General features: G+C 48.5%; 9 protein-coding genes. 5 read left to right on the plus strand and 4 right to left on the minus strand.

What is annotated here, in order from left to right; genetic code table 11:
• Positions 1 to 42 precede the first annotated feature (42 nt).
• Complete coding sequence (sthA, locus tag BM292_RS08690; RefSeq protein WP_092857661.1) at positions 43 to 1449, plus strand: Si-specific NAD(P)(+) transhydrogenase; 1407 nt, start codon at positions 43 to 45, stop codon at positions 1447 to 1449.
• Here sthA and envZ read toward each other — a convergent pair.
• Together envZ and ompR are read right to left on the minus strand one after the other, a co-directional pair.
• Positions 1446 to 2780, minus strand: a complete 1335-nt coding sequence (gene envZ, locus BM292_RS08695) for a two-component system sensor histidine kinase EnvZ (RefSeq protein ID WP_092857663.1) — start codon at positions 2778 to 2780, stop codon at positions 1446 to 1448. The two genes, sthA and envZ, sit on opposite strands and share 4 nt — an antisense overlap.
• Position 2781: 1 nt before the next feature.
• On the minus strand, positions 2782 to 3516 hold the full coding sequence (ompR, locus tag BM292_RS08700) for an osmolarity response regulator transcription factor OmpR (RefSeq protein ID WP_092857665.1): 735 nt from the start codon (positions 3514 to 3516) through the stop codon (positions 2782 to 2784).
• A gap of 187 nt (positions 3517 to 3703) precedes the next feature.
• Here ompR and greB point away from each other — a divergent pair, with 187 nt between their 5' ends.
• Both greB and BM292_RS08710 read left to right on the plus strand, forming a co-directional pair.
• A complete protein-coding gene (gene greB, locus BM292_RS08705) occupies positions 3704 to 4186 on the plus strand; it encodes a transcription elongation factor GreB (protein ID WP_092857668.1) in 483 nt (160 codons plus the stop codon).
• A gap of 112 nt (positions 4187 to 4298) precedes the next feature.
• Positions 4299 to 6638 carry a Tex family protein gene (locus tag BM292_RS08710; RefSeq protein ID WP_092857670.1) on the plus strand — a complete coding sequence of 780 codons (2340 nt, stop codon included), beginning with the start codon at positions 4299 to 4301 and terminating at the stop codon, positions 6636 to 6638.
• Positions 6639 to 6750: 112 nt separating this feature from the next.
• Here BM292_RS08710 and BM292_RS08715 read toward each other — a convergent pair whose 3' ends face one another.
• A complete protein-coding gene (locus BM292_RS08715; protein WP_092857672.1) occupies positions 6751 to 7917 on the minus strand; it encodes an acyl-CoA desaturase in 1167 nt (388 codons plus the stop codon).
• Positions 7918 to 8098: 181 nt separating this feature from the next.
• On the opposite strand from BM292_RS08715, the gene fabR reads away from it, so the two are divergent.
• Positions 8099 to 8731: an HTH-type transcriptional repressor FabR gene (fabR, locus tag BM292_RS08720; RefSeq protein ID WP_092857674.1), complete on the plus strand. Its 633-nt coding sequence runs from the start codon at positions 8099 to 8101 to the stop codon at positions 8729 to 8731.
• Here fabR and BM292_RS08725 read toward each other — a convergent pair.
• Positions 8688 to 10466 carry an SLC13 family permease gene (locus BM292_RS08725; RefSeq protein ID WP_092857676.1) on the minus strand — a complete coding sequence of 593 codons (1779 nt, stop codon included), beginning with the start codon at positions 10464 to 10466 and terminating at the stop codon, positions 8688 to 8690. The two genes, fabR and BM292_RS08725, sit on opposite strands and share 44 nt — an antisense overlap.
• A 129-nt stretch (positions 10467 to 10595) precedes the next feature.
• Here BM292_RS08725 and BM292_RS08730 point away from each other — a divergent pair, with 129 nt between their 5' ends.
• Positions 10596 to 12608: a S9 family peptidase gene (locus BM292_RS08730; RefSeq protein WP_092857678.1), complete on the plus strand. Its 2013-nt coding sequence runs from the start codon at positions 10596 to 10598 to the stop codon at positions 12606 to 12608.
• The last annotated feature ends 4 nt before the right edge of the window (positions 12609 to 12612 follow it).

The raw sequence follows: 12612 nt of genomic DNA on the forward strand, positions 1-12612 counted from the left end.
TAACGGCAAAGAAGCAAGCGGTACAACCAGAAGGAGCATTTGATGAGTCAGGCAGATCTGCAATTTGACGCGGTAGTGATAGGCAGTGGCCCAGGTGGCGAAGGTGCCGCCATGCAACTCGCGAAAAATGGCCGTAAAGTTGCAATGGTTGAAAAGCACAGCTCAATCGGTGGTGGCTGTACCCACTGGGGCACGATTCCCTCAAAAGCCTTGCGCCATTCTGTCAGTCGACTCATTGAATACAATGCGAATCCATTGTTTGCCGCAGAGCGCATTCAACGTGGGTTAACCTTTGCTGAGATTCTGAAACATGCGCAAGGGGTTATCCGCAAACAAGTGCGATTGCGCAGTAGCTTTTACGAGCGCAATGGAGTCACGGTGATTCACGGTACCGCTGCTTTTGAAAATGAAAACCGGTTAAAAATCACGCAAACTGATGGCACTATAGAATTTATTACGACCAAACAAGTTGTTATTGCAACCGGTTCCCGTCCATATCATCCGCCTGATGTGGACTTTTCGCATGCCCGAATTTATGACTCCGATACCGTACTCGATTTAGAACATGAGCCGCGTAGCATTATTATTTACGGTGCGGGCGTCATTGGTTCTGAATACGCGAGTATCTTTCGTGGCTTGGGCGTCAAAGTTGATTTAATCAACACGCGTGAGCGGCTGTTAAGCTTCCTTGATGCCGAAATTTCAGATGCGTTGAGTTATCACTTGCGCAACAGCGGCGTCGTGATTCGGCATAACGAAGAGTATGAACGTATAGAAGGCCACGCTGACGGCGTCACGCTCTATACCAAGTCAGGTAAGCGAATAGACGCGGATTGCTTGTTGTTTGCAAATGGTCGGTCGGGCAATATTGAATCGCTCAACGTTGCAAAGGTTAATTTAAAGCCGAATTACCGCGGTCAACTTGAAGTGAATAATCACTATCAAACGACGGTCGATAATATTTATGCCGTCGGCGATATCATTGGTTATCCCTCGTTAGCGAGCGCAGCCTATGATCAAGGCCGCATTTGTGCCACGGCGATGATTGACGGTGAATGCGATCAACGTTTAATCAGTGATATTCCAACCGGCATTTATACCATTCCTGAAATTAGCTCGGTCGGGAAAACCGAAGAAGAGCTCACTGCGCAGAAAGTGCCTTATGAAGTGGGTCGCGCACAATTTAAACACCTAGCGCGGGCGCAAATTTCCAATATGGCGGTGGGAAGTTTGAAGATTCTTTTTCATCGCGAGACCAATGAAGTACTGGGTATTCATTGCTTCGGTGAACGGGCGGCTGAAATCATTCACATCGGCCAAGCCATTATGGAACAAAAAGGTGCCGGCAATACCATTGAGTATTTCGTCAACACAACCTTTAATTATCCGACGATGGCGGAAGCTTATCGCGTCGCCGCACTGAATGGCTTAAACCGCGTACGCGGTTAATTCGCAGTTGGCGTTTGTGCGGGTATCTCTACCCGCACACAAAGTCCGCCGAGCCGTTGACTGCTACCAAACAGCACACGACCGTGATGACGTTCTACCAGCCGCTTCACTATCGCAAGCCCGAGGCCTGAACCTTTGGTGGAACGAGCCTTATCGGCTTGGGTAAATGGCTGTAGCAGATATTCAATTTGATTCGCTGGAATTCCCGGTCCGTCATCACACACTTTTATCCATGCCATATGACGTTGTTGGTCATAGCCGGTCTCGATAAGCACTTTCTCGTGACCGTAGCGCTCCGCGTTTTCGAGTAGATTGAGCAAGACGCGTTTAATTGAGACTTCACGTACGAGCACCTCTGGCATCTCATTGTAAATCACCTCAATTTTGCTATGCCAAGAATCTGGCACGTGGGCAACCACGTCTTCAACGATATAATTTAAGTTTTGTTGGTCGTTATCAGCGGAAGTATCACTGCGAACGTAATCAATGAACTGATCGATAATCGCATTCATATCGTCGATATCGTTGATAATACCCTCAGCTAAGTAATCTTCACTTGGCGGCATCATCTCTGTGGCTAAACGAATACGCGTTAGCGGCGTGCGTAAGTCGTGCGACACCCCGGCCATCAACAATGCACGATCTTGTTCGAGTTGCTTCACGCCTTGAGTCATTTGATTAAACGCTTGAGTTACCGCAATAATTTCGCTCGAACCTCGCTCCGGCAAATCATCTGGGTAATCGCCCTGACCAATTTTCTTCGCGGCCGCTTCAAGCGCTTTTAGAGGGCGATTTTGCCAGTTGGTAAACACCATGCCGCCGAACACACTCAAAGCGCCAATGAGGACCAAATAGAATAACATCGGCGAGAAGCGGGCTTCATCAAAGCTATCTAGTTGAATTACTAACCAGTAGCCCGGCAGACCTTCGGTGCGGATCCAGACTCGATAGGCATCGCCTTGCGAGATTCGTACTTCGGTGTTGGCTTGGAGTAAATCGGATAATTGGGCCGATAAAAAGTTGTACGTGGTGGTTTGCGCTAGGCCATAATCCACGGCCTTGTCTTCGCTAATCCCTTCAATTCCGGTAGCTTCGGTATATTTCAACGCCAATAGTTGTTGTTGCTCGGGCGATATGTCGGTTTCGTTAAACCAGTCATCAAGCGCCATGATTCCTTGCACTTGTCGGGCAACCACACTGCTAATTTGCTGCATACTCGGCTTGACCACGTACAACCCAATCATGATGTACGAGACTACTTGGTTGACGAGAAGCAAGGCGGCGATTAACGCCACCGTACGAGCAAATGCAGAGCGCGGGAAAAACTTCATACTAGGCCGGTTTACCGGAATCTTTACCATCCGGTACAAACACGTAGCCTAACCCCCAAACGGTTTGTATGTAACGTGGGCTTGCCGGGTCAGCTTCGAGCATACGGCGCAAGCGTGACACTTGTACGTCAATACTACGCTCAAGCGCACTGTAGTCACGGCCGCGTGCCTGATTCATTAATTTATCACGCGACATAGGTTGGCGTGGATGCGTCACTAATGCTTTCAATACCGCGAACTCGCCGCTGGTTAATGGCATAGGCTCATTTCCACGAAACATTTCGCGGGTGCCTAAGTTTAAACGAAATTCACCAAAGCGAATTTCTTCATCTTCAGCACTTGGTGCGCCGGGAATTTCTTTCCCGCGTCGACGCAATACCGCTCGCACACGCGCTAACAGCTCACGTGGATTGAATGGTTTGGCTAGATAATCATCGGCGCCAAGCTCAAGCCCGATAATACGATCCACCTCATCGCCTTTCGCCGTGAGCATCACAATGGGAATCTCGTTATTTTGTTGGCGTAAACGTCGGCAAATTGATAATCCATCTTCACCTGGTAGCATTAAATCGAGCACCATCAGATGGAAGTTTTCGCGCTCTAATAAACGATCCATCTGGTCACTACTACCCGCGGCTCGCACATGAAAGCCCTGCTCGGTTAAATACCGCTCTAACAGGCTACGCAAACGCGCGTCGTCATCCACGACAATAATTTTAAACGTTTCTTGGCTCATAAGGTTTTGCTCTTGTAGGCAACTATTCCTGTTACTATGTGAACTATATGCGAAGCAAATTCTTTTGCCAACAAAGGCTTGTAACGAAAGGTTTCAGTGCCATGAGGCGACTATTTGATTTCACTGCGCTTCGTCGTAAACTCCAGCTTTTGATTCAACCCTATTTTTAAGAGCTTATTGCCACAACATGAAGACAAATTTAATTAGCCGTTCTGGCTATCTGCAGTTGCAACAAGAACTTGATCATTTATGGCGCGTTGAGCGTCGCGAAACGACCGAAAAGGTCGCGTGGGCAGCCAGCCTTGGCGACCGCAGTGAAAACGCAGACTACAAGTACAATAAGCAGAAATTACGGCAAATCGACAAGCGTATTCGATTTTTGCGCAAGCGCTTAGAACAGCTCAAAATTGTTGATTATTCACCGCAGCAAGAAGGTAAAGTCTTCTTCGGCGCAACCGTCACTGTTGAAGACGACGATGGCCAGCAACGCACTTTCATTATCGCCGGGCCCGATGAGATTTATCAGCGCAACGATGTGATTTCGATTGATGCACCTATGGCCCGGGCAGCGCTTGGTAAGCAACTCGATGACGAGTTCACTGTCATCACCCCAAACGGTCCAAAAGCATGGATTGTAACCAAAATCGATTACATTTTGACGCGTTCCTAGTGTGAAAAGTGGTGCATTTACGCTTTCTCTACATCGAATCACACACAAGCAAGAAGCAGCCTGATATACTTGCCCGATTCTTAAATTAATACACGACATCATGAGAGAAGTTATGAGCTCGATTACTCAGCAAATCGCGAACGAGTTAGCGGTCGGTTCGCAGCAAGTGCAAGCTGCTATCGCGCTATTAGATGACGGTGCCACGGTACCTTTTATTGCGCGTTACCGAAAAGAAGCAACGGGCGGTCTAGATGACACGCAGTTGCGTAATCTAGCACAACGCCTGACCTACTTGCGCGAACTTGAAGAACGCCGAGCGGTGATTCTGAGCAGCATAAAAGAGCAAGGTAAGCTCACGGCGGAACTTGCACAGGCCATACAAGAAACCAATTCGAAAACCGAACTTGAAGACCTATATCTGCCGTATAAGCCGAAGCGCCGTACCAAAGGGCAAATTGCCATTGAGGCTGGGCTTGAACCACTTGCTGATGCGCTGTTTAGTGACCCACAATTAACACCTGACGTTGAAGCGCAGAAATATTTCAATAGCGAAGCTGGCTTTGCCGACGAAAAAGCCGTACTCGAAGGTGCGCGTTTTATTCTTATGGAGCGTTTTGCCGAAGACGCAGCCTTATTGAAAAAGGTGCGTGATTATTTATGGAATAACGCTGAAATCACGAGCACAGTAGCGCCGGGTAAAGAGTCTGAGGGCGCTAAGTATCGTGATTATTTTGAATTTAGTGAAGCACTGAAGAAGATACCTTCGCATCGCGCGTTAGCCCTATTCCGTGGTCGTAATGAAGGCATCTTGCAACTGAAGTTAAACCCCGATCCGCAACAAGACGACCCGAAGGCTCGTAGCTACGGCGAGCAACTGATTGCAGCGCATATCGATTGGCAAGATAAAGGCCGTGCCGCCGATGCTTGGCTACAACAAACAGTCCAGTGGACCTGGCGCATTAAAATTCTATTGCACATGGAAACCGAATTATTTGGTTCGGTTCGTGAGCGCGCCGAGACCGATGCCATTCAAATTTTTGCCAATAACCTCAAAGATTTACTCATGGCCGCGCCTGCCGGTGACAAAGTCACTATGGGGCTTGATCCCGGTGTACGCACGGGGATTAAAGTTGCTGTCGTGGATAGCACCGGCAAGGTACTTGGTACCAATACGGTATTCCCGTTCCAACCACAAAACCAAGTGGATAAAGCGATGCGCACGCTAGCCGGCATGTGTAAGCAGCATAAAGTTGAACTTATTTCGATTGGCAACGGCACCTACTCTCGCGAAACCGACAAATTAGTTGGCGAAATGCTCAAAGCCAATCCAGAAATTAAAGCCAATAAAGTGATTGTGAACGAAGCTGGTGCATCGGTTTACTCGGCTTCAGAACTTGCCGCACAAGAATTCCCTGAACTTGATGTGTCATTGCGTGGGGCAGTTTCAATAGCTCGACGTTTACAAGACCCTCTTGCCGAACTCGTGAAAATTGAGCCGAAATCAATAGGTGTTGGCCAATATCAACACGACGTCAGCCAAGCTCAGCTTGCGCAAAGTCTTGATGCCGTTGTCGAGGATTGTGTCAACGCAGTCGGCGTCGATTTAAATACAGCATCCGTTGCATTACTCGCTCGCGTTGCAGGTTTGACCAAAACCTTAGCACAAAATATTGTTGCTCATCGCGATAGCAACGGACGCTTTGCAACCCGCCAGCAATTGCTCAAAGTTGCCCGTATGGGGCCGAAATCGTTTGAACAGGCGGCAGGCTTCTTACGCATCATGAACGGTGAACAACCGCTCGATAGCTCGGCTGTGCATCCTGAAGCGTATCCCGTCGTTGAACGTATTGCCGCGCAAAACCAAAAACAAGTCAGCGATATTATCGGTGAAAGCAGCTTTTTGAAGCAGCTCAATGCAAAGGATTATATCGACGACAAATTTGGCTTACCAACCGTGCAAGATATTTTGCGCGAGCTCGATAAACCCGGTCGTGACCCTCGCCCAGAGTTTAAAACCGCGAGCTTTAAAGAAGGCGTGGATGATATCAAAGATCTGAAACCGGGCATGACGCTTGAAGGTGTGGTTAGTAACGTTGCCGCTTTTGGCGCTTTTGTCGATATCGGCGTGCACCAAGATGGCTTAGTGCATGTGTCGGCGCTATCAGATAAATTTGTCAGTGATCCGCGTGAAATCGTCAAAGCCGGCGATATTGTCAAAGTAAAAGTGTTGGAAGTCGACGTGCCACGCAAACGCATTAGCCTCACTATGCGCCTTAGCGATGAGCCAACACCTGCAGCGCCAAACCAAGCGAAAGCGAGTTCAACTAAATCGCCAACGCACAAGCCGCGCAATGCTGGCGGTCAATCACGACCACAACCGGCTGCGCAGTCTAGTGCCAATTCAGCGATGGGTTCTGCATTTGCCGAGGCCTTTGCAAAAGCGAAAAAATAGCGGCTTCTAGCTCGAAAAAAAACCGACCTCAGTGAAGTGACCCCATAAAGTTGGACATTCCAATTACTGGGGGTCACTTCACTGAGGTCGGTTTTTTATTTCCGTTATACTTTTAAACGGTTTGCGGCGCTCGCATCGTGCGCTGCAGTAACTCTTGAAATTCTTGTTTGTGCGTTTGGAATGCCACGCGCATGATTTCAGCTTTAGCCTGCAATTCCGCAAGCGTTGGTACATGCATCCCATCAACCATTGCTTTCGCTTTTGTATCAAGTAATTGCTTGCGCACTTGGTAGTAATCACGCAGTTTTACGACCATGAGATCAAATTCATCGTGTAGTTTTGCCATTGTCGTTTCACAAGAAATCTGAGCTTTTTCTTTGGCTTTCTTAAACTGCATCTCGAGTCGCGCTTTCTCAACCTGATAGCCATTTGTCCGCTTTAGGTTCGAGGTTAATCCAACCCATGAGCACGCACGAATCAACCATTTCGTTGGATCAAAATGCCACCAACGAATCCCGTTGCGGTAATCCGCAGAGAAAATATGATGGTAATTGTGATAGCCCTCACCAAAGGTTAATAAGGCTAATACACCATTATCACGCGCCGTATTGCGATCGGTGTAAGTTTGCTTACCCCAAATATGTGCCAGTGAGTTGATAAAGAACGTGGTGTGATGGTTAATCACCAAACGCGCGAAGCCGACTAAAATGACTGCACCCCACACATCACCGAGCATCAAGCCCAAAGCGATCGGCCAGCCAACTGAAGTCAAAATGGTCAGCAACAGGTAGTGGCGATGCTGCCACATCACAATCGGATCTTTCTGCAGATCTTTGACGTTGTCGTAGTTGCTATAACGCGATGCTTGATATTCACGCAGCATCCAACCGATGTGCGAGTACCAAAAACCGCGCTTCGCTGAATAAGGGTCTTTGTCGTTATCGTCCACATGTTTGTGGTGTTCACGATGATCAGACGACCAGTGCAAAGCACTGTTTTGCACCGCTAAAGCACCACCTAAAGCGAAAAGGATTCGCAATGACCAGTGCGCATCGTATGTGCGATGCGCCCATAACCGGTGATAGCCAGCCGTGATCGAAATACCAGCGAACACGATGGTACCGATCAATCCAGCAATCAGCCCAGCCGAAAAACCGTGCGTTAAGCCATACCATGGCACACCAATTGCGGCGACTAAAAAAGTAATGGCAAAAACACTGAAGTTAAGCCAAATGATGGGAGGTTTTTCAGCAGTTGCTGAACCAGGATGTGACGACATATATGAACCAACTTAATTACTAAAAAGAAAAACTCGCGCATTCAGTGAACACGTGTTCGCTCAATTTACCTATGCTTTATATTCAGTGCAAGTAAATTCGGTCGAAAAACGTTGAATTGCGTGAACACGCGTTCACTGACATAATCTGTTCGACGACTAAAATTAACGAGAGTTCCATGCTATGGCCGGTGTTCGCGCAGCCCAAAAAGAAAAAACCCGTCGAGCCCTTATTCAAGCGGCGATGAATCAGCTCAGCGCTGAACACGGATATGCGAGTTTGAGTTTACGGGAAGTTGCGCGCGAGGCAGGTATTGCACCGACTTCGTTTTACCGTCACTTTCAAAACATGGAAGAGCTTGGGCTGACCTTGGTTGACGAAGGCGGCCTGACACTGCGGCAATTATTACGTCAATCACGCCAACAAATTGCTAAAGGTGGCTCGATTATCCGCGCGTCGGTGACGACGTTTATGGAGTTTGTGATCAACAACACCGCTATTTTTCGTCTGTTATTGCAGGAAAAATCCGGCAATTCACGTGATTTCCGCTTGGCAGTAACCCGCGAAGTTGAACACTTCACGGCCGAATTAGTCGATTATTTAGTTGATGAGCAACAATTCGACCGTGAATTAGCCGAGTTGCAAGCGGATGCGATTGTTCGCATTGTATTCAGTGCTGGAGCCGATGCACTTGATGCTGACGCCAAAGAGCGCCAGCGCTTAACCGAGCAAACGATTGCGCAATTGCGCGTGGTTGCGCGCGGTGCTGAGGCTACGCGGCAAGTGGCCAAAACCAGAGAATCAGCGGCACTGTAGCAACGCACAACACAATGGTTAACGGTAAACCGAGTTTCCAGTAATCACCAAACGCATACCCCCCCGGCCCCATCACCAAAATATTTGATTGATGACCAATTGGCGTAATAAATGGTAACGCCGCACCAATCGCAACTACCATCAAAAACGGGTCAACGGAAACGTCGAGGCCGGTTGCCATATTTAAGGCGATGGGCGCCATTAATACCGCCGCAGCCGCATTATTGATGATGTTAGATAACGCGAGCGTGACCACCAATAAAATTGTCAGCGCCACGGCTGCCGGAGCATCACTACTCACCATAAGTGCCCAATCTGCCAACGTATGCGCCGCACCGCTGCGTTCAAGCGCACCACCTAACGGAATGGTCGCCCCGAGCAACACCACGATCGGCCAATCGACGTTTTCATACAACTCGCGCAGCGGAATGATATTCGCAAGTACCATTGCGCCAGCAGCGGCAGTGAACGCAACTGGCACGGAGAGAACTCCCAGCGCACTGAGCATAATTGCGGTAGCGAATATCGCCAGTGGTGTGAATAGTTTTTTACCGGCACCAATACGCATACTGCGCTGTGCCAACGGGAAACAACCAAAACGACGAAACACATCGGTGAGAATTTCAGCGTCGCCTTGCAACAATAAAACATCGCCTGGTTTGAAGCGTATATTTGCCAGATTTGGCTTAACCGGCTGCCCTTGACGCGCAACGGCTAACACGTTCACGCCAAACCGATGACGCAGGCGTAAATCAGCGGCAGAACGCCCCACCAGGCGTGAATCCGGACCCACAACGCCCTCAACGACCTGTACTTCATCGGAAATCAAAAATCGATCCGCAAGTTCTTCTTCTGCATTTAATTCAAAGCCCGTCGCGTCGATAATCTGCTGCAATGTATCGGTATCAGCTTCTACAATCAGCACGTCTTCGGCTTTAATACGGTAATAGCGCGGCGGCGCAGTCATCACCGTTTTATCTTGTTTGATAGCCACGACCGCAAAGTTTTCTTTTATGCGGCTTTCCAGCTCGTACAGCGTTTGACCAACATAGCTTGCACTCTGAGGTACCCACAGTTCTGTCATGTATGAGCTCATATCGTAAGGCGAATTAGCACTATCACGGCTATTTGTCTTCGGTACTAACCATTTGCTAGTCAGCCACATGAAACCTAAACCGATAACTGTGAGTGAAACGCCAACAGCAGTAAAATCAAATATACCGAAGCTTGCACCAATCGATTCACGGCGAATATCCGCCACAATAATGTTGGATGGCGTACCAATCATGGTCACCGTACCGCCCAACAATGAACCGAATGCCATTGGCATCAATACCTTTGAAGCATGACCTAACCCGCTTCGCGATAACTGCAGCGCAACTGGAATCATGATGGCCATGGTACCGGTATTACTGATGAACGCAGAGCAAAATGCGGTAATGCTGGTGAGCGCAAGCATTTGAATCCAGGCTGTATCACCCACTCGCTTCATTAAAGAAGCTAATGCATCGACCACGCCCGATCGCCACATTGCATGACTAATGACCAATACTGCAGCCACGGTGATAACAGCCGCATTACCGAACCCTGCAAACACTTCATTGGTTGGCACCAACCCTAGGGCGGCCGCCACTAATAGGGCAAACATTGCCACCAGGTCATAGCGCCAGCGGTCCCAGACAAACAGAACCAGGGCACCAATAATAATTGCGCCGATAAGTAATTGGTCAACCATGTACTTTCCAAAACCTTAAAATGTTGTTAACAGATTGGCGTTATTTCGTGGGAAGTCAATAATTTTGCTGGTAAGATTGCTAAATAATTATGAATAATCAGTGAACAACAAAGCAACGAGGAGTACATCATGCTGCGCAGCATTAGTCTTGTATTAGTCGCTGCGGTAATGTCATTTTCTACCTATGCACGAGATATTACGTTAGAAGAAACCATTACCGTTAAATCAATAAATAGTGCGGCTCTTGCCGCTGATGGACAATTAGCGGCCTTCACTCGAGTGGTACCACGCCAACCATACGTTGATGACGACGGCAGTTCTTACATTGAACTTTATACCGTGCGCGGTAACTCTGTGAGCGTGCCCTTTATTACCGGTAAAGAAAGTCTCGGCGCAGTGAGCTTCAATGGGCAAACAATTTACTTCTTAGCAAAACGCGATGATGTGAAGCATACGAGCCTTTATAAAATGGCAACCACAGGTGGCGAAGCGCAGCTTGCACTTAGTCATGATGCCGCCATCAGTAGCTACGCGATCAGCGCTGATGGACGCTACATTGCCTTTCGCGCCCGCAGCAAAGCTGATGACACGAAAGCCAAGCTCGCAAAAAAAGGTTTCAAAGCTGAAGTTTATGAAGAAGAGCATGAGTTCACGCATTTGTGGCTTTATGACACGCAAACCGAAAATGCCAAGCCAGTACAGCTGACAAACTCACAGCAAGTCCTGTCTGTTGCGTTTCGTCCGGGTCATGAACAATTGTTAGTTCGTGTCGCACCAACTGCCCTAGTTGATGACAATTATATGAGTAGCCAATATCAGCTACTTGATTTTTCAGGTAAGCAAGTCAGTGCATTTGAGTCGGTTGGGAAACTCGGCAAAGCAGAATTTTCGCCTGACGGTCGCTACTTAGCGGTGATTGGTGCGGCTGATTATAATGATCCAGCTGATGGCCGTTTATACGTATACGACACCAGCAAGCAGAATGAACGCAAAGAGGTCCTGCCGGATTATCAAGGGCATGTGCAAGACATCGCTTGGCGTCGAAACGACGAATTGGTTTGGTTAGGCCACCGCGGCACGCAAAGTGAAGTGCAAGCGCTGACCATGCAATGGCTCGAGACACGTATTTTAATGGAACCCAGCAAGCTTGTTGCGGTTGATATTGAGGTTACGCCGGGTCACGAAGATGTTCTTGTTCGAGCGCATAGCGCCGCACACCCAACTGAATTGTTCCGCATTAGTGGTCAACGTATTGAACGCCTCACCGACTCCAACCCTTGGTTAGCCGACATCACCATGCCGCGCCAAGAAACAGTAAGTTACAAGGCGCGTGACGGCTTAGATCTTGAAGGTATTGTTGTGTACCCAACCGATTATCAAGAAGGTCAGCGCTATCCACTGATCATGGTTGTGCATGGTGGCCCGGAAGCGCACTACAGTAATGGTTGGCTGGATCGTTACGGTAGCCCAGTAAAATATGCCGCCCAGCAAGGCTATGCGTTATTTTTCCCGAACTATCGAGGCAGTACCGGACGCGGTGTTGAATTCTCGAAGCTTGGTCAAAATGATTATGCTGGCAAAGAGTTTGACGACTTAGTTGACGGTAAAGATCACTTAGTCAAAATGGGCTTAGTTGATGCGAAGAAAGTGGGTATCACCGGCGGTTCTTATGGTGGTTTTGCGTCGGCATGGGGTGCCACGGCACTTACCGAGCACTTTGCCGCAAGCGTCATGTTCGTTGGTATCAGCGATAACATTTCTAAGTTTGGTACGACCGATATCGCCAAAGAAATGCATGCCGTTCACGCGCGCAGTTACCCATGGGAAAAATGGCAGTGGTACTTAGAGCGCAGCCCGATTTATCACGCTGAAAAAGCACGTACGCCTATCTTGATTATGCACGGTAAAGAAGACACCCGTGTACATCCAAGCCAGTCGATGGAGCTTTATCGTTACTTGAAAACTCACGGAAATGTTCCGGTACGCTTAGTCCTATACCCCGGCGAAGGTCACGGTAACCGCCGTGTTGCGGCGCAACTGGACTATGCTATGCGTTTAATGCGTTGGATGCAGCACTTCTTGGTTGAAGGTAATAAAGAAGCGCCAGCACATGAACTGCCACATGCTGAAAAACTGAAGTAGGGGT

It is taken from the genome of Pseudidiomarina tainanensis, from assembly GCF_900115255.1.
GTDB lineage: Bacteria > Pseudomonadota > Gammaproteobacteria > Enterobacterales > Alteromonadaceae > Pseudidiomarina > Pseudidiomarina tainanensis.